The sequence below is a fragment of the Roseixanthobacter psychrophilus genome (assembly GCF_043195195.1).
In the GTDB taxonomy this organism is placed as follows: domain Bacteria; phylum Pseudomonadota; class Alphaproteobacteria; order Rhizobiales; family Xanthobacteraceae; genus NCEH01.
Genome location: NZ_JBAFWT010000015.1, coordinates 19,422 through 40,593 on the forward strand (window position 1 = coordinate 19,422; position 21,172 = coordinate 40,593).

Below are 21,172 nucleotides of genomic sequence, written 5' to 3' on the forward strand. Positions count from 1 at the left end.
AAGAGGCCGCAATCATGGAGCCTGCGCGCGAGGCCCTGCCCGAAGCCATGGCAACACGCATCGTCGCGCGGATCGATGAGCTTGCCGCCATCTCGCAGGATGCCGGCGCGATAACCCGCGTGTGCTTCTCGCCCGAGCATCGGCGCGCCGCCGATCTGATCATCGGCTGGATGCGGGAGGCCGGCATGACCGCCCGCATGGACGAGATCGGCAATGTGGTCGGCCGCTATGAGGGCACGTCGCAGGGATTGCCCTGCCTGATGGTGGGCTCGCACTACGACACGGTGCGCGATGCCGGGCGCTGGGACGGGCCGCTCGGCCTCATCACCGCGATCGAATGCGTAGCCCGCATCGCGCAGGCGGGAACGCCCCTGCCCTACGCGCTGGAGGTGATCGGCTTCGCGGACGAAGAGGGCGTGCGCTTCTCCTCCACCTTGCTCGGCAGCCGCGCGGTGGCCGGAACGTTTGACGAGGGCGTGCTGGAAACGCGCGACGCCGACGGCGTGAAGGCCCGCGACGCCATCGCGGCCTTCGGGCTCGACCCCGCGCGCATCCGCCGCGCCGCCCGGCGCCGCGCCGATATCCTGGCCTATCTGGAACTGCATATCGAGCAAGGTCCGGTGCTGGAGGCGCAGGATTTGCCGGTGGGCGTGGTCACCGCCATCAGCGGCGCCAGTCGTTTCGCCATCGATCTGACGGGCATGGCGGGCCACGCCGGTACCGTGCCCATGGGCCTGCGGCGCGATGCGCTCACTGGCGCCGCCGAATGCATCCTCGCCGTCGAGACCTTATGCCGTGAAGCCGGCGCGGGCGTGGTGGGGACCGTGGGCCAGATCCAGGCCGCGCCGGGTGCAACAAACGTTATTCCCGGCGATGTGCGCTTCACCATCGACCTGCGCGCTGCCTCCGACGCGCAGCGGCGCGAGACCGTCTCCTCCGTGGTCGAAGCCATTGACGAAATCGCCGCGCGGCGCCAACTCAAGGCGCGCATCACCAAGACCCACGACAATTCAACGGCGCAATGCGCGCCCTGGCTGTGCGCGCAGCTCGGCGACGCCATCGCGGCGTCGGGCTACCGCGTCCACGAGTTGCCGAGCGGGGCCGGGCATGATGGGATGGCGATGATCGACATCACCGACATCGCCATGTTGTTCGTGCGTTGCCGCGGCGGCGTGAGCCATCATCCGAGCGAGCATGTGGCGGCCGCCGACGTCGCCGCAAGCGCCAAGGTGCTGCTGCACGCTATGGAACACTTCACCCCAAGGGCGTCATGACCGACCAATTCAAGACCGCGATTGTCGAAAGCCTTGCCGCCCGCAGGGAGGCCGAGATCCAATTCCTGGCCGAGCTGGTGCGCATGCCGTCCGACAATCCGCCGGGTGATTGCGCGCCCCATGCGGCGCTGGCCGCACGGCTGCTGGAGGAACTGGGCTTCGCCGTGGAGCGCCATGCGGTGCCCGAGGCGACCGTGCGCGACGGCGGCATGGTGAGCGTCACCAATCTCGTGGTGCGCGAGCGCTTCGGGGAGGGGCCGATCATTGCGCTGAACGCCCATGGCGATGTGGTGCCGCCGGGCCTCGGCTGGACTTTCGATCCCTACGGGGCGGAGATCGCCGACGGCTTCATGTATGGGCGCGGGGTCGCGGTTTCGAAGTCGGATTTCGCCACCTATGCCTTCGCGCTGCTCGCCGTGCGCGATGCCGCCCGGGCCGGCGCCACCTTTGCAGGCACGGTGGAACTGCATTTCACCTATGACGAGGAGATGGGCGGCCTGCTCGGCCCCGGCTGGCTGCTGGCGCAGGGCATCTCGAAGCCCGATTACGCGCTGTCGGCGGGCTTCGCCTATGACATCGTCACCGCCCATAACGGCTGCCTGCATCTGGAAGCCGAGATCCTGGGACGCTCCGCCCATGCCGCCATGCCGGAAACCGGATTGGACGCGCTGGAGGCGGCCACCGGCGTCCTCGCCGCGCTCTACCGCCTGCGGGCGGAACTGCGGGAACACGTCTCTCCCCTGCCCGGCATCGGCGCGCCGGGACTGACGGTTGGGCTGATCTCCGGCGGCATCAACACCAATGTGGTGCCCGACAAGGTGACGCTGCGCATCGATCGCCGCATCACGCCGCAGGAGGATGCCGCGCAGGCGGAAGCCGACCTGAAGGCCTTGATCGAACACGCGGCGCACGGCTTCCCCGGCATCACGTGCCACCTCAAGCGCATTCTGCTCGCCGACCCGTTCGTGCCCATGCTGGGACAGGAGTTCCTCGTCTCGGCGATCCAGCGCGCGGCCGTCGGGATCATGAAGGACCCTGTCGGCACCAAGGGCGTGCCGATCTATACCGACGCGCGGCTTTACGCGGCGGCCGGCATCCCCACCGTGCTCTATGGCGCCGGGCCGCGCACAATCCTGGAGGCCAACGGCCACCGCGCCGACGAGAAGCTCGCGCTCGCCGATCTGGAAAGCGCGAGCCATGTGGTCGCCCTGGCCCTGGCCGACCTGCTTTCCGGCGGCTGAACCCGGCCGTGACCGAGAACGGGCGGGGAAGCGCTCTACGAGGAGCATGCCCCGCCCCTGGCCCCATCTGCGTGCCCCGCCCCCGCCTCAGCGCAGGGCGCGGGCGATCAGCCGGCCAAGCCGCGCGGAGAATGCGCGCGGATCGCTCGGCCGCTCGCCATCGGCGATCTGAGCTTCGTCAAGCAACAGATGGGCGGCGTCTGCGCGGAAGCTGGCCTCGTCTTCGCCCAAAGTGGCAAGTTTCTGAACCAGCTCATGGCGCGGATTGACCTCAAGAACCGGCTTGGCGCTTCCCCCGCCCCGCCCGGCATTCGCCAGCAGCCGCTCCAGTTCGCGGTCCATGCCCTGCTCGGAGGCGACGAGACACACCGCACTTTCCGTGAGGCGGTCGGACGCGCGCACATCCGAGACGGCATCGGCGAGTGCGGACTTGAGGAAGGCGATGAAGCCCGCCACGTCCTCGCTTGCCTCGGCTGTCGGCGGCTCATCTCCCTCCAGCAGCGAGATCAGCTTGAGGTCGGCCGAACCCTGCGTGACCGATTTGAACGGCTTGCCCTCATAATCGAGCCCGGCGGTCACCCAGAAATTGTCCACCTGGTCCGGCAGCAGAAGCACCTCGATGCCGCGCGCACGGAATCCTTCCAGCTGCGGGGATGCGGAAATCCGCTCCAGATCGCTGCCGGTGGAATAATAGATCGCCGTCTGGTTTTCCTTCAGTCCCGCAACATAATCCTTCAGCGAACGCCATGCGCCCCCAGAAGCGGTGGTCTTGAAGCGGGCGAGGCTCAGCAGGGCCGGGCGGCGCTCGTAATCCTCATAAAGCCCTTCCTTGAGCACCGGGCCAAAATTTTCCCAGATGGACTCATAGGTTTCGGCATCATTGGCGGAGAGCTTTTCCAGCTCGCCAAGGATGCGATTGGACACGCCCTTCTTGATGGCGGCGAGGATCGGGCTTTCCTGGATCATCTCGCGCGACATGTTCAGCGGCAGATCGGCGGAATCCACCAGCCCGCGCACGAACCGCAGATAGCGCGGCAGAAGCTCGGCCTCATCGGTGATGAACACCCGCTTCACATAAAGCTTCATGCGCCCGCTGCGGTCGGGGTCGAACAAATCGAACGGCTTTGAGCCCGGCACAAAGGCCAGCACCGAATATTCATGCCGCCCCTCGGCGCGATAATGGATCGTCAGGGCCGGCCGGTCGAACTGGCCGGCGACGCTGCGATAGAAATCGGCATATTCGTCTTCGCTGATCTCGGACTTGGGCTTGGTCCAGAGCGCCGCGCCGTCAGCGATCTCCGCGGTCTCGTCTTCGCCGGTGCCCACGAGCACGATCGGCACCGGCACGTGGCCGGACTGCGCCTTGACGATCCGCTCCAGGTTGTAGCGCTCGCAATAGGCGGTTGCGTCCTCCATCAGGTGCAGCACCACGCGGGTGCCGCGCGCGGGAGCATCCGCAAGGTCCGCCGGGGCGATGGTGTACGTGCCCTGTCCATCCGAGGACCAGATCGAGGCCTGATCGGTTCCGGCGCGGCGCGAAATCACATCCACCTTCTCGGCCACCATGAAGGCCGAATAGAAGCCGACGCCGAACTGGCCGATGAGCTGGGTGCCCTCCCCGCCCGCATTGGCGGCGATGCGGTCCATGAACGCCTTGGTGCCGGAACGGGCAATGGTGCCCAGCGCCTCGGCCATGTCGAGCGCGCTCATGCCTATGCCGTTATCCTCAATGGTCAGGCGGCGGTTCTCGGCATCGGGATGCAGGGTGATCCGCAATTTCGCGTCGTCGCCGAGCAGCGCCGGATCGCTGATTGCTTCATAGCGCAGCTTTTCGCAGGCATCGGCGGCGTTGGAAATCAGCTCGCGCAGGAACACGTCCTTATCGGAATAAACCGCGTGCACCATGAGGTGCAGCAGCTTGGCGACATCGGCCTCGAAGGCGTGAGTCTCGGGCGCGGCGACACTTTCGGTTGTCATGGCGGATGCTCTCCGGTTGAAGGCGACGACCAGATGGCGGAAGCCATGACGGATTTCAAGGGGCGTGGGCGACAGAGCTGGGGGGTTCGCCTGCGACCACCCCCACGAGCGCCTCTATCCGCGCAGGCAGCCGAGGCCGGAAAGCGTATCGCGCACCGCGCGGGGGAGTGGTGTGTGGGGTTCCTCCCCGAGGCAGGCCACAAGCTTGCGATTGCCCATGTGCAACGGCACGTTCCAGAGATAACGCATCTCGCCAAGCTCCCGGAAGGTGGGGACAAAAGGCGAGGCGAGCGTGACCAGCCACCAGGGGAACGCCTTGGCCTTGATCTCCCGCCCGACGGCCGTGCGGATCGCCGCGATCATCGCCGTTCCGTCTCCGTCCCAATGGCCCTCCATGTGGAAGGTCTCGAACCGGCCGAGCGCTTCGCCGCGCTCTGCGAGCCGTACCATGGTCTCCGCCACGTCGGGCAGATAGGCCCATTGATGGCCGACGCCGCGCCGGCCGGGATAGCTGATGGCTTCCACCGGACGACCGGGCCGCACCAGACCTTGCGAAAACCAATTGTTGGCGGCGTGAGGGCCGAAGAAATCGCCGGCGCGCACGATCAAGGCCGGCACGCCGTCCGCCGATGCGGCGCGCAAGCGCGCTTCCATGGCCACGCGGATCGCGCCCTTACGGGTCCGCGGGTTCTGCGGCGCATCCTCGCTCGGATCGGCGAAGGCGTCGGGGCCGAAATTATAGACCGTACCCGGCAGCAGAATGCGCGCGCCGCTCGCCCGCGCCGCAGCGATTGTGTTGTCCAGCATGGGCAGCACCAGCTTGTCCCAATCGCGATAGCCCGGCGGGTTCACCGCATGGACGATGAGCGCTGCGCCGGCCGCCGCCGCACGCACGGACGCCGCATCCATGGCATCGCCCTTGATCCAATCGGGGCCTGCCCCCTCGCGCGTCCATGGCGCGCCAGCCCCCTGCGGATCGCGCGCCAAAGCCGTGACCTGCCACCCCCGGCGCAGCAGCGTCGCGGCGACCTCGCCACCGATACCGCCCGTAGCGCCGAGCACCAGCGCGGTGTGTTTTCCTGTTTCAGCCATGGCCATCTCCCGTCGTTGAAGACCATATGCGGCTTTTTCCTCCTCGTATGGAATTGTCAAAGCTGAACGAATGACTAGTCTATAATGTATGAGCCTGAGCGTTGCCGATTGGGAGAACCAACGCGCCTTCCTGGCGGTGCTGGAGCATGGCAGCCTCTCCGCTGCGGCACGGGCGCTTGGCGTGGCGCAGCCGACGGTGCGCCGCCGCCTGGAGGCACTGGAACGCAGCATCGGCCAGACGCTCTTCACCCGTTCGCCGTCCGGCCTCCTGCCCACCGAGAGCGCCCGTGCGCTCGGCCCCCATGCGCGGGCCATGGCCATTGCGGCGGAAGCCTTCACGCGCACAGCCTCCGCCGATGCGGGCGCCCTTGCCGGCACGGTGCGCATCACCGCCAGCGACATGGTGGGCGCGCAGGTGCTGCCGGCGATCCTCGCCGATCTGCTGGCGCACCATCCGCGCCTGCGCATCGAGACCCATCTCAGCAACCGCAACCAGGACCTCCTGCACCAGGAGGCAGACATTGCGGTGCGCATGGTGCGGCCGGGACAAGGGGCGCTGGTGGTGAAGCATGTGGGTGCGGTCAAGCTCGGTATGTTCGCGGCGCCCGCCTATCTCGAACGCGCCGGCGTGCCGCGCGACCTTGCCGATCTTTCCCGCTTCGCGATCATCGGGCCGGACCGGGACGTGGACGATTTGCGCACCCTCGCTGCCCTCAAGGGCGCGCCGCCGGCGCAGACGCTCGCCTATCGCACCGATAGCCACCTTGCCCAATTGGAGGCGATCCGCGCGGGGGCTGGAATCGGCTTCTGTCAGGTCGCGCTGGCGGCACGCGCGCCGGTGCTGACACGGGTGCTCGCCGAATCGTTCGACATGTCGCTGGAAACCTTCGTGGCGATGCACGAGGATTTGCGGCAGGTGCGTCGCGTGCGCGTCACCTTCGATCATTTGGTGCGCGCCCTCTCCGCCTATTGCGCGAGCGCGTGACACGCGCCTCATATCGTCACGGCACTGTCATGAAACCCGTTGACACCTCCGGTCCGGATCAGATCGGGTGCCCCCATGGAATATTTCAGACGATTCACCTTCCTGTTCGCAACCCCGGCCTTCGACGCTGAGGATCTGGAGGGCGCCCGCTACAACCAGATCGTCGCCGAGATCGAGCGCTCCGGCTTTGAGGTGGTGAAGGCGCGCAATCTGGAAGATGCCGAGATCGCCGTGCAGACCGATGCCGCCATCGGCTGCATGCTGGTGGACTGGGGCAAGAAGGGCCTGGAGGGCAAGACCGCCTCGCTCATCAACCTCATGCGCCGGCGCGGCCTCGATTTCCCGATCATCCTCCTGATCCGCCGCAAGCGCTTCGAGGACGTGCCGGTGGAGGTGCTGGACTTCATCGACGGCTATGTCTTCCTCTCCGAGGAGACACCCGCCTTCATCGCCAAGAATCTCATCAGCCGGCTGAAGCAATATGCCGATACGCTGAAGACCCCGTTCTTCGGCGCGCTGGTGGATTATGCGGAGGAAGGCAACCAGCTCTGGACCTGTCCGGGACACAATGGCGGCGTGTTCTATTCCCGCAGCCCCATCGGCCGGGTGTTCATGGAACATCTGGGCGAAGCGGTGTTCCGCGACGACCTCGACAATTCCGTCCTCGACCTCGGTGATCTCCTGACCCACGAGGGTCCGGCACTGCAGGCGCAGAAGGAAGCCGCCAAGATCTTCGGCGCCGAGAAGACCTATTTCGTGCTGAACGGGACCTCCACCTCGAACAAGGTGGCACTTGCGGCGCTCGTCACCGACGGCGACCTGGTGCTGTTCGACCGCAACAATCACAAGGCCGCCCATCACGGCGCGCTGATGATTTCCGGCGGCATCCCGGTCTATGTGCCCACCGTGCGCAACGCCCACGGCCTGATCGGCCCCATGGACTTCGCCGCGCTGGACGAAACCGCTTTGCGCGAGCGCATCCGCACCCATCCCCTGGTGGCCGATCCCGACGCCTGGCAGAAGCCGCGTCCGTTCCGCGTCGCGGTGGTGGAGCAATGCACCTATGACGGGACGATCCATAATGCCGAGATGATCCTGAAGAAGATCGGGCATCTTTGCGATTATATATTGTTCGATGAGGCCTGGGCCGGCTTCATGAAGTTCCATCCGCTCTATGCCGGGCGCTTCGCCATGGGCCTGAAGGACCTTGGCGCCGACGCCCCCGGCATCATCGCCACCCAATCCACCCACAAGCAGCTCGCGAGCTTCTCGCAGGCCTCCCAGATCCACATGAAGGACCGGCACATCACCGGCCAGAAGCGGCGCGTGGAGCATCGGCGCTTCAACGAAAGCTTCATGCAGCACGCCTCCACCTCGCCCTTCTACCCCCTGTTTGCCTCGCTCGACGTGGGCGCGCAGATGATGAAGGGCCGTTCGGGCGAAGTGCTGTGGGACGATACGATCCGGCTCGGCATCGAGCTGCGCAAGAAGATCCGCGCGGTGCGCCGCGAGTTCGAAGAGAAGGAGCAGCGCCCCGAACGGCGCTGGTTCTTCGAGCCATTCGTCCCCGACCGGGTGGCGATCCCGGATGTGTCGAGCCCCGGCGCGGTGCATGACGTGCCGTGGGAGAGCGTCGCCACCGACCAGCTCGCCACCAACCCGGCCTTCTGGCACCTTTCTCCCGGCGCATCCTGGCACGGCTTTTCCGGCATGGAGCCGGGCTTCGCCATGACCGACCCCAACAAGCTCACCTTGCTGACCCCAGGCTTCGACCGCGCCACCGGCGCCTATGCCGAGCACGGCATCCCGGCGCCGGTGGTGGCGCAATATCTGCGCGAGAACCGCATCGTCGCCGAGAAGAACGACCTCAATTCCCTGCTGTTCCTGCTCACGCCAGGCGTCGAGGCCAGCAAGGCCGGCACGCTCATCAGCGGGCTCGTCGCCTTCAAGAAGCTGCACGACGACAACGCCCTGCTGGAAGAGGCGATCCCGGAATTCTACCGCCGCCGGCCGGCACGCTATGCCGGGGTACGGCTGCGCGATCTGTGCGGGGAGATGCACCGCTTCTTCCGTGCCGCCAATGTGAGCGCCCTCCAGGCGCTGCAGTTTTCCGCCGCGCACCTGCCGGACATTGCCATTTCGCCCCACGATGCGGCCCGCAGCCTGGTGCGCAACGATGTGGACTATCTCCCCATCGATGCCATTTTCGGGCGCGTCGCGACGACGCCCTTTGTCGTCTATCCCCCTGGCATCGCCACCATCGTGCCGGGCGAGCGGCTCACCGAGCGGGCGCAGCCCATGATCGACTATCTCAAGATGTTCGAAGCCTGCTTCAACACCTTCCCCGGCTTTGACGTGGAGATCCAGGGCGTCTATCGCGAAACGGATGCATCGGGCCGCGTGCGGCTCCACACCTATGTGGTCGCCGAATAGGCCAGAGGAGTTTCAGGTTCGCCCATGGAGCAAGAGCAAGACGTCGTCGTGCGACCGTCACGGGATTCGGATGTGGATAGCATGCTGGCGATCTATCGCCGTCACATCCGCCGCGGCGTCGAGGAAGGGGTCGACGACGGCGAGATGCCGCAGCCGGACGATCTGCGCGAGCGCCGGAAAAACCTGAAAAGTCGGCGCTTCCCGCACATTGTCGCGATCCGGGGCGGGGTCGTAGTGGGCTATGCCTATGTGGTGCTGTTCCGCAAACGACCGGCCTATCGCTACACGGTCAAGCACTCGATTTATGTCCACCACGAGCATCTTGGCCAAGGCATCGGCCGCGTGCTCATGCGCGGTCTGATCGATGCCTGCGCCGCCGCAGGCTTCCGCCAGATGATCGGCTATATCGATGCCGACAATACGGCATCGCTGACGTTGCACGAGAAGTTCGGCTTCGTGCGCGTCGGCCTCCTGCCGGGTGTGGCCTACCGCTATGGCCGCTGGTCGGACAGCGTCATGGTGCAGCGCTCGCTGGGCGCCGGAACCACCGCCCCGCCGCCACCCTTGCCGCTCTCCACGCGGTGAATGCCGGCCTTCGCGTCGCGTCCCGCGCCTACAGGAAGCCGATCGAGAACCAGGGCACCAGCGCCACCACCACGAGGCCGATGAACAAGGCGACGAGATAGCCGAGGATCGGCTTCATTCCCGCCACCGGATCGACCCGGCCGATGGCGCAGGCGGCGTAATAGCCGACCCCGAACGGCGGCGCGAACAGGCCGATGCCCATGGCGAGGATCACCACCATGGCATAATGCACCTCATGGATGCCCACCGCCCGCGCGATCGGGAACAGCAGCGGGCCGAACAGCACGATGGCCGGGATTCCCTCCAGCACGCTGCCGAGGATGATGAAGGCGACGACCGACACCGCCATGAAGGTGCCGGCCCCACCCGGCATGCCTGTCATGGCCTGTGCCAGGGAGCGTGAAAAGCCCGATTGGGTCAGCCCCCACGCCATGCCGGTGGCGGTGCCGATGATGAGCAGGATGGCACCGGAGAGGCAGGCGGTATCCACCAGCATGGGCCTGAGGCGCCGAACGTCGAACCGGCGGTAGATGAACAGGCCGGCGACGATGGCATAGACGATGCCGATGGTGGAAACCTCGGTGGCCGTCGCCACGCCCTCGATCACCGCCGCGCGGATGACGAACGGCAGGGCGATGGCGGGAAAGGCGATGAGGAAGCTGCGGCCGATCGCGGACCACGGCACGCGCGAAACGGCGCTCAGATCCTCGCCGCGATAGCGCCACCACACGACCATGCACAGCGTCACCGCCAGCACCACGCCCGGCAGCAACCCGCCGGTGAACAGGGCAGAAATGGAGACGCCGGTGACCGAGCCAATGGTGATGAGGACGAGGCTCGGCGGAATGGTCTCGGTCTGCGCGCCGGTGGCAGAGAGCAAGGCGACAAGATCGCCGTCCTTGGCCCCTCGCGCCTTCATTTCCGGAAACAGCACCGGCGCCACCGCCGCCATGTCGGCCGCCTTCGCCCCCGAGATGCCGGAGACCAGGTACATCGCGCCCACCAGCACATAATGCAGCCCGCCCCTGACATGGCCGAGCAGGCTGGCCAGGAACTGCACCATCGCCCTGGCCATGCCGGTCATCTCGATCAACTGGCCGAGGAAGACGAACAGCGGCACCGAAAGCAGGATCAGATGGCTCATGCCCTCGTCCATCCGCCCCACCAGCACCATCATGGGGGTGCCGGTGGTCAGAGCCAGATAGCCGAAGGTGGCAAGGCCGAAGGCGAAGGCGATGGGCACCCCCGCAAACACGCCTGCAGCGACCACGCCGACGAAGAAGATCAGCAGATTGAGGTTGCCGAGCGGCCGAAGGAACGGCCCGATCAGCCAGAAGGCGGCGACGATCCCGGCCGTCGCGATCAGTGCCGCGAGCACCAGTTTCATATGCGCCGCCTGGGCGAGGCGCAGGAAGGCGAAAACCGCCATCAGCCCCAGGCCCACCGGCAGGGCGGCGGCGCGGAAGGAATTGGGAATCTCAAGAGCCGGGGTGAGGATGAAGGATTCCTCTTCCGCATAGCTCAAGGCATGGGGAAAAATGAGCAGCAGGAACGCCAGCGCGGCGGTGATGGCGAACATGTCCAGGAACGCGCGCAGCCCCGGGCTAACCTGGCTGGCGATGGCGGCCATGCGCATATGCTCGCCGCGCCGGAACGCCACGGCGGCGCCCAGCATGGCGAGCCATAGAAACAGCATCGAGGCCAGCTCATCCGACCAGATCAGCGGCTGGTGGAATACGTAGCGGGCGATCACGCCGGCGAACAGGATGCAGATTTCCACCGCCACCAGCAGCGCCACCGGGATTTCCACCGTGGCACCCAGCACCCGGTCGGCGAGGCGGGCAGCGCTGGCGAGGCGCGAAACGGGAGCGGACACCGTCGCCGGTGCCCCTCCCGTCCCATGGAGCGGGGGACTGTCGGCCATCCCGGTCACGACAGCTTGCCGACCGCAGTCTCCAGGATCGCCCAGGCCTCCTCGCCGTATTTGCCCTTCCACTCCGCATAGAAGCCGGCGGTGCGCAGCTTTTCCCGGAAGGGGGCGGTTTCCGGCGCGTTGAAGATCAACCCCTTGGCGGCGAGATCCTCCTGCAGCGTGGCGTTCAGCTTGGCGACGTCGGCGCGCTCCTTTTCGCCGGCGGCATTGATATTCCGCGCGACGATGGTGCGCAGGTCCTCGGGGATCGCCTGCCAGGCGCGGCGATTGGCCAGGAACCAGAATCCGTCCCACATATGGTTGGTGAGCGAGCAGTATTTCTGGACTTCGTAGAGCTTCGCCGTGGCGATGATGGCGAGCGGATTTTCCTGCCCCTCGACAATCTTGGTCTGCAGCGCGGAATAGACCTCGGCGAAATTGATCGAGGCCGGAGCCGCTCCAAACGCCTTGAACAGGGAGGTCCAAAGCGGCGAAACCGGCACGCGGATCTTGAAGCCTTCAAAGTCCGCCGGAGTCTTGATCGCGCGTGTGGACGACGTGGTCTGGCGGAAGCCATTGTCCCAGATCTTGTCCATGGCGACGAGGCCCGCCTTGGAGATCTGCCCGCGCACATAGGCGCCAAGCTCCCCATCCATCGCCTTCCACACCGTGGCATAGTCCGGGAAGGCGAAGCCGAGGCCGCTCACCGAGGCATTGGGCACCAATGTCGCGAGGATCAGCGGCGAGAGCGTGAAGAATTCAACGCCGCCGGAACGCAACTGGCTCAGCACGTCCGTATCGGACCCGAGTTGATTATTTGGGAACACCTGGAGGTCGAACCGCCCGCCCGTCTCCTGCTTGATCGCGACCGCCATTTCGCGAGCGCGTACGTTCATGGGATGGGTGTCGGGCAGGTTATTGGCGTATTTATAGCTGAACTCCGCCTGCTGGGCGCGGGCAAGGAATGGCGCGAAGACGGCGCCGGTCACGACGGTGGCGGCCGTGGCCTTCAGCAGGGCGCGACGGGACAGGGACATGAACGCTTTCCTCCTTGTGCGGCCCGTTACGGGCTCGTTCCTTTGCGGGTCCACGTGAACCCATTCTTTCACTTAAGTTTTGACTCTATTCACTCTTGATAATGGCGACAGAACTGCCATTCCCAACCGCCCGGCGAGAGGAGGCGGAAAAAAGACTTGAAAAATCAAAATTTCATGGGTCTTGGGCCAAGCCCGGCCGATGACTATGCCGCAACGTAAGATTAAGGCCAAGATCCGCATGGACCATGCGGGGCGCGGTTAAGCGCGCGTCGCTCTTGCGCTTTGCCCCGGACGGGCACGCGCTGATCCAAACCTCCCGCAACATCCATCCTCCCAGAACCACCGTCCGGCGGGCCCTGCTAACGCTCGGGCGCGCAGGGCTTCTCGACCGGGACGGGGTGTTGCGCGGCCATCATATCGAGCCGGGAACGGCTGTTCCAGCGCGCATGTCAGCGACGCTGCGTCACCTCTGGCAACCCGTGCGGGCCTGTGCTGGAACCGCGGGGAATGGTTGGTCATGCCCGTTTTGGCCTATGAAAGGTAAGAACTGAGTCGCCGAAGAGGTCTGTCCTGGAAACCTCGCTGTACCTGCCGATCAAACACTTCCTGGAAGGCCTCGGCTTTGCCGTGAAGGGCGAGGTCGGCGGCTGCGATCTGCTCGCACTGTCCGGCGACGAGCCGCCGCTGGTGGTGATCGGCGAGCTGAAGATGAGCTTCACTCTTGAACTCGTGCTCCAGGCGGTCGATCGCGCCTGCGCCTGTGACGAGGTGTGGATTGCCGCGCGCACATCGGCGCGCGGCAAGGGTCGCGAAAGCGATTCGCGGTTTCGCAATCTGTGCCGGCGGCTCGGTTTCGGCATGCTCGGCGTGTCGCCGGAGGGCGAGGTGACCATCATCGTCAGCCCCGAAGCACCCATGCCCCGCAAGGATCCGAAGCGCCGCTCCCGGCTCGTTCGCGAGCATCGGCGGCGGCAGGGAGATCCGGCGGTGGGCGGGGGATCGCGGGCGCCGATCATGACCGCCTATCGCCAACAGGCGCTGGCCTGCGCCGCCGCCATGGCCCAGGGACCGATGCGTCCCCGCGACCTGCGCCCGGTCGCGCCGGATGCCGGTAAGATCCTGATCGATAACGTCTATGGCTGGTTCATGCGGGCCGAGCGGGGGGTCTATGTCCTCACCGACAAAGGGCGGGACGCATTGGTGCGCTGGCCGCAGACTGAAGCGATAAGTGCTTATCGCACTTGAGAAATTCCGACGCCCCCTAAAGCTGCGCCATGCCATGCCGGTGCCGCGCCGGGTACAAGCCCCTGCCCGGCCTGGGCGCAGGTGAGGGCGATCATGTGAAACACGTCGTCCTCCGAGCAGCCGCGCGACAGATCGTTGGCCGGGCGCGCAAGTCCTTGCAATACCGGGCCGATCGCCTTTGCCCCACCGATGCGCTGGGCGATCTTGTAGCCGATGTTGGCGGCGTCGAGATTGGGGAAGACGAACACATTGGCGTCGCCGCAGATGGCCCCACCGGGCGCCTTGGCGGCACCGACGGCGGCGACGAACGCCGCGTCAAACTGAAGTTCTCCCTCAATGATCAAGGATGAATCCAAAGTTCTGGCGATGTTCACGGCCTCCACCACTTTGTCCACCCGCTCATGCCGCGCGCTGCCGGCGGTGGAGAAGGAGAGCATGGCCACCTTCGCCGGCGCGCCCGTCATAGCGGTATAGGAGTGCGCGGAGGCGATGGCGATGTCGGCGAGCTCCGCTGCGTCCGGGTCGATCACCAGCCCACAGTCGGCGAACACATAGGCCCCCTTCTGGACGTGGTAATCCTCGCACAGGATCATCAGGAAGAAGCTCGACACCAGCTTCGCGCCCGGCGCGAGGCCGATGATCTGGAGCGCGGCGCGCACGGTCTCGGCGGTGGTGGCGACCGCTCCGCCCACCGTGCCGTCCGCGTCCCCCATACGCACCATCATGGCGGCGAAGGCGAGCGGTTCGAGCATGCGGTGCCGGGCGGCGGCAAGGTCCATGCCCTTGGCCCGGCGCAGCGCATGCAGTTCGCCCGCATAAGCCTCGTGGTGCAGGGAGGCGGCGGGATCCTCGATGACGATGCCCCGCGCATCGCCATCGAGGGCCGCCAGGACCTCCTGCGGCGCACCGAGGAGGATGGGGCGGGCAATGCCTTCGCGCACCGCCCTGCGAGCGGCGGACGCGATGCGCGGATCGGCGCCCTCAGGCAGGACGATGCTGCGGGGGGCCGCGCGGGCGGCGTCGATGATCCGGTCGAGGGCGAGCATGTCGGGCCTCATGGCGGGGAGCAAGGGAAGGGCGGCGGGAGGCGGGTCAGGGAACGCCTCCCGCCGCAGGTCAGCGGGCCATTTGCTCGCGCATATCGGCTCGCTCGATACCGGCCACCTTGACGGGCTTCTTCATGGCATCGCGGCGGAAGGGTTCGCCGAGTTCCTGGTTCAGCACCACCTCGATAAAGGTGGTGATGCCGGCCTTCTGGTCGACGGCAGCGGCGGCGATGGCGTCGGTGAGCGCCGCCGCCGTATCGACCCGCACCCCCTTGAAGCCGCAGCCTTCCGCGATCTTGGCGTAGGACAGCTTGGGATCCAGCTCGGTGCCGACGAAATTATTGGCGTACCAGAGCGTGGTGTTGCGCTTTTCCGCGCCCCACTGGAAATTGCGGAACACCACCATGGTCACCGCCGGCCATTCCTCGCGGCCGATGGAGGTCATCTCATTGATGGAGATGCCGAAGGCGCCGTCGCCCGCGAAGCCGAACACCGGCACGTCGGGACAGCCGATCTTCGCGCCGATGATGGCGGGAAAGGCATAGCCGCACGGGCCGAACATGCCGGGGGCGAGATATTTGCGCCCCATCTCGAAGGTGGGATAGGCGTTGCCGATGGCGCAATTGTTGCCGATGTCGGTGGAGACGATCACCTCCTTCGGCAGGGCGGCCTGGATGGCGCGCCAGGCTTGGCGCGGCGACATGCGTTCGGCATCGCGCACGCGGGCATCCTGGTTCCAGGAAGTGCCGGGATCGTCGTCCTCGTGGTCCATGGAGGCGAGCTGCTGGAGCCAGCGCGACCGGGTCTGGTGGATCAGCGCGCGCCGCTCCTCGCGTCCGGCATCACCGGCCCCGGGCGCGAGCTGCGCCAGGAGCTGGCTCGCCACTTCGCGCGCGTCGCCGCAGATGCCGACCGAGATCTTCTTGGTGAGGCCGATGCGGTCCGGATTGATGTCCACTTGGATGATCTTGGCCTCGCGCGGCCAATACTCCATGCCGTAGCCGGGCAAGGTGGAGAAGGGATTGAGGCGGGTGCCGAGCGCCAGCACCACGTCGGCCTGGGCGATCAGCTCCATGGCCGCCTTCGAGCCATTGTAGCCGAGCGGACCGACGGTGAGGGGATGGCTGCCGGGGGCGGCGTCATTGTGCTGATAGCCGGCGCAGACCGGGGCGCCGAGCGTCTCGGCGAGGGCCATGGCCTCAGGAATGGCATTGCCGATGACCACGCCGGCGCCGTTGAGCACCACCGGAAACTTTGCTTCTGACAAGAGCTTGGCCGCCTCGTCGATGGCATTCTTGCCGCCCGTGGGACGTTCCAGGCGCACGATCTGCGGCAGCTCGATATCGACCACCTGAGTCCAGAAATCGCGCGGAATGTTGATCTGCGCCGGGGCAGAGGCGCGCCAGGCCTTCTCGATCACGCGGTTCAGCACCTCGGCGACGCGCGTCGGGTCGCGAACCTCTTCCTGGTAGCAGACCATGTCGGAGAACATGGCCATCTGCGAGACTTCCTGGAACCCGCCCTGGCCGATGGTCCGGTTGGCCGCCTGCGGCGTCACCAGCAGCATCGGGGTGTGGTTCCAATAGGCGGTCTTCATCGCGGTGACGAAGCCGGTCACGCCCGGGCCGTTCTGGGCGATGGCCATGGCCATGCGGCCGGTGGCGCGGGTATAGCCGTCGCAGATCAGGCCGGCGTTGGTCTCGTGGGCGCAGTCCCAGAAGCGGATGCCCGCCGTGGGGAACAGGTCGGACACCGGCATCATGGCCGAGCCGATGATGCCGAAGGCTTCGTCGATCCCGTGCGCCTGCACGACCTTGATGAACGCCTCTTCGGTGGTCATCTTCATGGGAAGATCAGTCCTCTGTTGGAAAGGGAAGGAAGGCGGCGGCTGCGCCGCCTTCCGGTCCGGTCCGTCAGCGCGCGCCCTCGGGCGAGCGCTGAGCGATTGCGGATGCGTGCGTGCCCGGCGCGGGAACGCGGATCGCCATGGCGGAGAGCATGCTGATCACGGCCGCGAACACCACGTAGGCGCACACGTACCAGGGCAGTCCGTTGCCATGGGCGAGCAGGTAAGTGGCGATGATCGGGGTGATGCCGCTCGCGACGATTCCAGAGAACTGGTAGACGAACGAGATGCCGGTATAGCGCACCCGCGCATCGAACAGGTCCGAGAACAAAGCGGCTTCCGGCCCGTAGCACATGGCGTAGAGCACCCCGAACGGGAAGATGATGCCGAGCGCGATCAGCGGCATGGAGCCCGAGGACATCAGCCAGAAGGCGGGATAGACCGAGAGCGCCAGCAGCAGCGAGCCGACGGCATAGGTGCGCGGACGCCCCCAGCGGTCGGAGAGCTTGCCGAACATCGGGATGGTGAACACCATGACGAAGGCGGCCACCGTGACCAGCCACAAGGTCGACGTGCGCGGCACCTTCACATAGTTCGCCAGATAGACGATGGAGAACACGGCGAAGACGTTGAAGAACACGCCGTCGATATAGCGCACGCCCATGCCCAGGATGACATTGCGAGGATACTCGCGCAGCAGGGTGAAGAACGGGATGCTGGCTTCCTGGTTGTTGGCCTTCACCTGTTCGAATTCGGGCGTCTCGTGCACCTTGAGGCGGATATACATTCCGACCACGATGAGCACGACGGAGCCGACGAAGCCGATGCGCCAACCCCAGGACATGAATTGCTCGTCCGGCAGCATGGACATAAGGGCGGTGACGCCCGAGGCAAGGCACAGGCCCAGTGCAAGCCCGATCTGCGGGATCGAGGCATAGAGGCCGCGCTTGTTCTCCGGCGCATATTCATACGCCATCAGGACCGCGCCGCCCCATTCGCCGCCGATGCCGATGCCCTGCGCGATGCGCAGAAGCAGCAGTAGGATGGGCGCGGCGACGCCGATCTGCGCATAGGTGGGCAGAAGGCCGATCGCCACCGTGGCGACGCCCATGATCATCAAGGTCATGATGAGCATGGTCTTGCGGCCCAGCTTGTCGCCGAAATGGCCGAAGATCAGCCCGCCGATGGGCCGCGCCACGAAGCCGACGGCGAACGTGGTATAGGCCAGCAGGATCGAGACCACCGGATCGTCGCCGGGAAAGAACAGCTTGTTGAAGACGATGCCCGCGGCGATGCCGTAAAGAAAGAAATCATACCATTCGATGGTTGCGCCGATAAGGCTGGCGCCGACAACCCGCCTTAACTCGCGGCTTGAAGCTGCTGCGTGTCCTGCCATGGTGTTTTCCTCCCGTCCTTGGTTTGTTCAGGGGCGTTGTCTCGCCCTGTGCTGTTGTTCAGCGTGTCCTCGCGGATCATGTCGGCGGCTTTTTCTCCGATCATGATCGCGGGAATATTGGTGTTGCCGGAGGTGACCGCCGGCATCACGGAACAGTCGACCACCCACAGGCCGTCGACCCCGCGCACCCGCAGGCGGGGATCGAGCACCGCGTCCCGGTCGTCATCGGCGCCCATGCGGCAGGTGCCGGCGGGGTGGAAGATGGTGGCGCCATATTCCCGGGCAAAAGCGAGCAAACCCGCGTCGTCGGTGACGCCGGGGCCGGGCAGCTTCTCCTCGGCCACATAACTGCGCAGCGGCTCGGTGGCGGCGAGCTTGCGGGCGAACTTGAGGCTGGCCACGGCACAGCGCCGATCGGTCTCGGTGGCGAGATAATTGGCGTTGATCTTCGGCGGCGCGAGCGGATCGGGCGAACCAAGGCGCACCGTGCCGGTGCTCTCGGGCCGCAACTGGCACACCGAGAGCGTGAAGCCGGAATGGGCATGCACCTTGCCGCCGGCCATGTCGGCCGAAAGCGTGCCGATGTGGAACTGAATATCCGGCGTCTTGGATTCCGGCAGCACCCGCGTGAACAACCCACCCTGGTTGATGCCGATGGCCAGCGGCCCGCCGCGGAACAGCAGATATTCGAGGCCCATGCGCAGCCGCCCGGTGAGGGAGTTCAGCGCGTCGTTGGTGGTGATGGGTTTGGTGCAGCGGTAGAGCAGGCGCAATTGCAGATGATCCTGCAAATTCCCGCCGACGCCGGGGCTGTCGACCTTCACCTCTATGCCATTGGCCTTAAGGTGCTCCGCGGGACCGATGCCGGAAAGCATCAGCAATTGCGGCGACTGGACCGCACCCGCCGAAAGAATGACGCCGCGCCGGGCCTTGAGCGTCTTGATGCCGCCGGCGACGCTCAGCTCGACACCGGTCGCCCGCACGCCGTCGAACAACACGCGGCGGGCCTGCGCCTCCGTGAAGATGGTCAGGTTGGATCGGTCCCGCGCCGGGGAAAGATAGGCCTTGGCCGCGCTCACCCGCATGCCCTTGCGGGTCGTGAGCTGGAAATAGCCGACGCCCTCCTGGGTCGCGCCGTTGAAGTCTTCCGTTTCCGGAACCCCGAGGGCACGCCCGGCAGCCTTGGCCGCCTCGATCAGCGGGTGCTTGCGGGGAATGGAGCTGATGGTGAGGGGACCGCCGGTGCCATGCAGCGGATCGTTGGAGAAACGCGGGTTGTTCTCCAGCTTCTTGAAATAGGGCAGCACATCCGGCCAGCTCCAGCCTTCCGCGCCGCGCGCCACCCAGCCGTCATAATCCTCGCGCTGTCCGCGGATCACGACCAGCCCGTTGATCGACGAGCATCCCCCAAGCACGCGGCCGCGCGGCCAATAAATGCTGCGCCCGTCCATGGTGGGCTCAGGTTCCGTATGGAAGCGCCAGTTGAGCCGGTCGTTCCACATGGTCTTGCCGTAGCCGATCGGCACATGAATCCACGGATTCGTGTCCTTCGGGCCCGCCTCTACCAGCGCTACGCGGCTTTTGCCGTCTTCGCTGAGGCGATTGGCCAGTACACATCCGGACGACCCCGCGCCGACGACCACGAAGTCGAAGTATTCCTCGCCTTGCATTGGCAGTTTCCTCTCTGCGGCACCAACGATGCGACGAAGGTCTGATACGAGTCAATCCAATAATTGAACCAAAACGTCTCATTTAGTGAGATTTTTGTTGTGCACTGCGAAGGACCTGTTGGGCAGTCGCAGCAAAGATGCGCAGTCCCTTGGACTTGCGCGCGCCAACCATTATGGTTCGCTCCTCTGTGCAGCGGGCGAGACGATGGAAATGGCGGAAGTCATTAAAAAGCCTGAGAAAACAGAGGAACGGGACGGCGCATCGGCGATGCTGCGCGCGCTCGATCTGCTCGGCGAGGTCGCCCGTTCGCATGTGCCGCTCGGCGTGCCGGAACTGTGCGTGCGGCTTGCGCTGCCCAAGCCGACGGTTCACCGCCTGTGCCAGAAGCTGGAAGCCGAATCCTATTTGCTGCGCGACCCCGACGGGCGCCGCTTCGCCGCCGGGCCGCGATTCCTGCGCATGGGCTTCGACATGCTGCGCAATTCGGTCAGCGCGGAGCGCCGGGGAATTCTCGAAGAATTGGTGGAAGTGGCGGGCGAGACTTGCAACTTCGTCACGCGGGTGGGCAACGAGGCGGTCTATCTCGACCGCGTGGAAGCCAGTTGGCCGCTGCGCATGCATCTGGAGGTCGGCTCGCGCGTGCCGATGCATTGCACCGCGAGCGGCAAATTGTTCCTCTCAGCCATGCGGCCCTCGCAGCGTCGGCGCATTCTGCAGACCCTCCACCTGAAGGCGCAGACGCCGAACACCTTCACCAGCATCGCGGCGTTGGAAGAGGAACTGGAGCGGATCACCGCGCGCGGCTACAGCACCGACGATCAGGAGTTTCTGGAGGGGTTGTGCGCCATCGCTGTGCCGGTGAAGGATGCGCGCGGCGAAGTTGTCGGGGCGGTGGCCTGCCACGGCCCGGTGCCGCGCTTCTCCCTCGACAAGGCTGTATCGCTCCTGCCGCACCTGATGAGCGCGGCCGACAAGCTCGCCGCGACGCTGCCGGACTGACCGGCCGCCTCACACGGTCAGCCGCATCACAGGGTCAATTGACGATATAGGTCGCCAGCGGATCCGCGCTTTCCATGCGTGCAGCCTGCTCCACATGCCATGAAATGTTCGAGACCGCGCGGGCGACGGCGACCTCAAGCTCAGGGGCGGACCGGGACGCGGACAGCGCCGTTTGAGTCTGCGCCACTGCCGCGACGAAGCATAGCGTGGCGGCGAGAAGCACGACGTTCTGAAGACGCTGAAGATGGTTCATTGCAGGTGCGGACGGGGTTCGAAGCCAGATTGAAGCGGCTCCAAAATAACACAGCGTCTATCGCACTGCAAAATCACGACTGCGAAATTGCTGCATGGCAGCAATGCTCCCGTGCCGGGACGGTGCCCCGAACTGGGTGCGCTTTGGAAAAACGGCGCGCCCTTCCGGAAGAAGACCGGA

The 21,172-nt window shown here is 65.9% G+C and carries 16 protein-coding genes; 7 read left to right on the top strand and 9 right to left on the bottom strand.

Features of this window, described 5'->3' with window-relative positions; translation table 11 throughout:
• The first annotated feature begins 14 nt into the window (after positions 1 to 14).
• Both V5F77_RS14675 and V5F77_RS14680 read left to right on the top strand, forming a co-directional pair.
• Positions 15 to 1,274: an allantoate amidohydrolase gene (locus V5F77_RS14675; protein ID WP_429006099.1), complete on the top strand. Its 1,260-nt coding sequence runs from the start codon at positions 15 to 17 to the stop codon at positions 1,272 to 1,274.
• On the top strand, positions 1,271 to 2,515 hold the full coding sequence (locus tag V5F77_RS14680) for a M20/M25/M40 family metallo-hydrolase (RefSeq protein WP_429006100.1): 1,245 nt from the start codon (positions 1,271 to 1,273) through the stop codon (positions 2,513 to 2,515). Before V5F77_RS14675 ends, V5F77_RS14680 begins: the two co-directional genes overlap by 4 nt.
• An 87-nt stretch (positions 2,516 to 2,602) precedes the next feature.
• Here V5F77_RS14680 and htpG read toward each other — a convergent pair whose 3' ends face one another.
• Together htpG and V5F77_RS14690 are read right to left on the bottom strand one after the other, a co-directional pair.
• Positions 2,603 to 4,492, bottom strand: a complete 1,890-nt coding sequence (gene htpG / locus V5F77_RS14685; protein WP_429006101.1) for a molecular chaperone HtpG — start codon at positions 4,490 to 4,492, stop codon at positions 2,603 to 2,605.
• Between the two features lie 114 nt (positions 4,493 to 4,606).
• Entirely contained in the window at positions 4,607 to 5,590 is a 984-nt protein-coding gene (locus tag V5F77_RS14690; protein ID WP_429006102.1) for an NAD-dependent epimerase/dehydratase family protein, read from the bottom strand.
• 82 nt (positions 5,591 to 5,672) lie between these two features.
• Here V5F77_RS14690 and V5F77_RS14695 point away from each other — a divergent pair, with 82 nt between their 5' ends.
• From V5F77_RS14695 to V5F77_RS14705, 3 genes are all read left to right on the top strand, one after another.
• Complete coding sequence (locus tag V5F77_RS14695) at positions 5,673 to 6,569, top strand: LysR family transcriptional regulator (protein ID WP_429006103.1); 897 nt, start codon at positions 5,673 to 5,675, stop codon at positions 6,567 to 6,569.
• A 75-nt stretch (positions 6,570 to 6,644) separates the two neighbouring features.
• Positions 6,645 to 9,002 carry an Orn/Lys/Arg family decarboxylase gene (locus V5F77_RS14700; RefSeq protein ID WP_429006104.1) on the top strand — a complete coding sequence of 786 codons (2,358 nt, stop codon included), beginning with the start codon at positions 6,645 to 6,647 and terminating at the stop codon, positions 9,000 to 9,002.
• Positions 9,003 to 9,026: 24 nt separating this feature from the next.
• On the top strand, positions 9,027 to 9,587 hold the full coding sequence (locus V5F77_RS14705; protein ID WP_429006105.1) for a GNAT family N-acetyltransferase: 561 nt from the start codon (positions 9,027 to 9,029) through the stop codon (positions 9,585 to 9,587).
• Between the two features lie 28 nt (positions 9,588 to 9,615).
• On the opposite strand, the gene V5F77_RS14710 is transcribed toward V5F77_RS14705, so the two are convergent.
• Positions 9,616 to 11,511: a TRAP transporter large permease gene (locus tag V5F77_RS14710; RefSeq protein ID WP_429006106.1), complete on the bottom strand. Its 1,896-nt coding sequence runs from the start codon at positions 11,509 to 11,511 to the stop codon at positions 9,616 to 9,618.
• A gap of 5 nt (positions 11,512 to 11,516) precedes the next feature.
• Positions 11,517 to 12,536, bottom strand: coding sequence for a TRAP transporter substrate-binding protein (locus V5F77_RS14715; RefSeq protein WP_429006107.1), 1,020 nt, complete (start codon positions 12,534 to 12,536; stop codon positions 11,517 to 11,519).
• 570 nt (positions 12,537 to 13,106) lie between these two features.
• On the opposite strand from V5F77_RS14715, the gene V5F77_RS14720 reads away from it, so the two are divergent.
• Complete coding sequence (locus tag V5F77_RS14720) at positions 13,107 to 13,781, top strand: DUF2161 domain-containing phosphodiesterase (RefSeq protein ID WP_429006175.1); 675 nt, start codon at positions 13,107 to 13,109, stop codon at positions 13,779 to 13,781.
• Here the strand turns inward: V5F77_RS14720 and pta are convergent.
• The 4 genes from pta to V5F77_RS14740 all read right to left on the bottom strand — a co-directional run bounded on the left by pta (position 13,769) and on the right by V5F77_RS14740 (position 19,739).
• Positions 13,769 to 14,827: a phosphate acetyltransferase gene (gene pta, locus V5F77_RS14725; RefSeq protein ID WP_429006108.1), complete on the bottom strand. Its 1,059-nt coding sequence runs from the start codon at positions 14,825 to 14,827 to the stop codon at positions 13,769 to 13,771. The two genes, V5F77_RS14720 and pta, sit on opposite strands and share 13 nt — an antisense overlap.
• Positions 14,828 to 14,897: 70 nt before the next feature.
• Positions 14,898 to 16,673: a sulfoacetaldehyde acetyltransferase gene (gene xsc / locus V5F77_RS14730; protein ID WP_429006109.1), complete on the bottom strand. Its 1,776-nt coding sequence runs from the start codon at positions 16,671 to 16,673 to the stop codon at positions 14,898 to 14,900.
• Positions 16,674 to 16,740: 67 nt separating this feature from the next.
• On the bottom strand, positions 16,741 to 18,069 hold the full coding sequence (locus V5F77_RS14735; protein WP_429006110.1) for an MFS transporter: 1,329 nt from the start codon (positions 18,067 to 18,069) through the stop codon (positions 16,741 to 16,743).
• Entirely contained in the window at positions 18,033 to 19,739 is a 1,707-nt protein-coding gene (locus V5F77_RS14740; RefSeq protein ID WP_429006111.1) for a GMC family oxidoreductase, read from the bottom strand. Before V5F77_RS14740 ends, V5F77_RS14735 begins: the two co-directional genes overlap by 37 nt.
• Positions 19,740 to 19,950: 211 nt before the next feature.
• Between V5F77_RS14740 and V5F77_RS14745 the strand changes: the two genes are divergently transcribed.
• On the top strand, positions 19,951 to 20,739 hold the full coding sequence (locus tag V5F77_RS14745) for an IclR family transcriptional regulator (protein WP_429006112.1): 789 nt from the start codon (positions 19,951 to 19,953) through the stop codon (positions 20,737 to 20,739).
• Between the two features lie 34 nt (positions 20,740 to 20,773).
• On the opposite strand, the gene V5F77_RS14750 is transcribed toward V5F77_RS14745, so the two are convergent.
• Positions 20,774 to 20,992 (bottom strand): hypothetical protein, encoded by a 219-nt coding sequence (locus V5F77_RS14750; RefSeq protein WP_429006113.1) that lies wholly within the window; start codon positions 20,990 to 20,992, stop codon positions 20,774 to 20,776.
• Positions 20,993 to 21,172 lie beyond the last annotated feature (180 nt).

Excerpts from the sequence above, each read along its gene's own strand:
- V5F77_RS14675 (WP_429006099.1), top strand. The coding sequence starts at position 15 with ATGGAGCCTGCGCGCGAGGCCCTGCCCGAAGCCATGGCAACACGCATC.
- V5F77_RS14680 (WP_429006100.1), top strand. The coding sequence starts at position 1,271 with ATGACCGACCAATTCAAGACCGCGATTGTCGAAAGCCTTGCCGCCCGC.
- htpG (WP_429006101.1), bottom strand. The coding sequence starts at position 4,492 with ATGACAACCGAAAGTGTCGCCGCGCCCGAGACTCACGCCTTCGAGGCC.
- V5F77_RS14690 (WP_429006102.1), bottom strand. The coding sequence starts at position 5,590 with ATGGCCATGGCTGAAACAGGAAAACACACCGCGCTGGTGCTCGGCGCT.
- V5F77_RS14695 (WP_429006103.1), top strand. The coding sequence starts at position 5,673 with ATGAGCCTGAGCGTTGCCGATTGGGAGAACCAACGCGCCTTCCTGGCG.
- V5F77_RS14700 (WP_429006104.1), top strand. The coding sequence starts at position 6,645 with ATGGAATATTTCAGACGATTCACCTTCCTGTTCGCAACCCCGGCCTTC.
- V5F77_RS14705 (WP_429006105.1), top strand. The coding sequence starts at position 9,027 with ATGGAGCAAGAGCAAGACGTCGTCGTGCGACCGTCACGGGATTCGGAT.
- V5F77_RS14710 (WP_429006106.1), bottom strand. The coding sequence starts at position 11,511 with ATGGCCGACAGTCCCCCGCTCCATGGGACGGGAGGGGCACCGGCGACG.
- V5F77_RS14715 (WP_429006107.1), bottom strand. The coding sequence starts at position 12,536 with ATGTCCCTGTCCCGTCGCGCCCTGCTGAAGGCCACGGCCGCCACCGTC.
- pta (WP_429006108.1), bottom strand. The coding sequence starts at position 14,827 with ATGCTCGCCCTCGACCGGATCATCGACGCCGCCCGCGCGGCCCCCCGC.
- xsc (WP_429006109.1), bottom strand. The coding sequence starts at position 16,673 with ATGAAGATGACCACCGAAGAGGCGTTCATCAAGGTCGTGCAGGCGCAC.
- V5F77_RS14735 (WP_429006110.1), bottom strand. The coding sequence starts at position 18,069 with ATGGCAGGACACGCAGCAGCTTCAAGCCGCGAGTTAAGGCGGGTTGTC.
- V5F77_RS14740 (WP_429006111.1), bottom strand. The coding sequence starts at position 19,739 with ATGCAAGGCGAGGAATACTTCGACTTCGTGGTCGTCGGCGCGGGGTCG.
- V5F77_RS14745 (WP_429006112.1), top strand. The coding sequence starts at position 19,951 with ATGGCGGAAGTCATTAAAAAGCCTGAGAAAACAGAGGAACGGGACGGC.
- V5F77_RS14750 (WP_429006113.1), bottom strand. The coding sequence starts at position 20,992 with ATGAACCATCTTCAGCGTCTTCAGAACGTCGTGCTTCTCGCCGCCACG.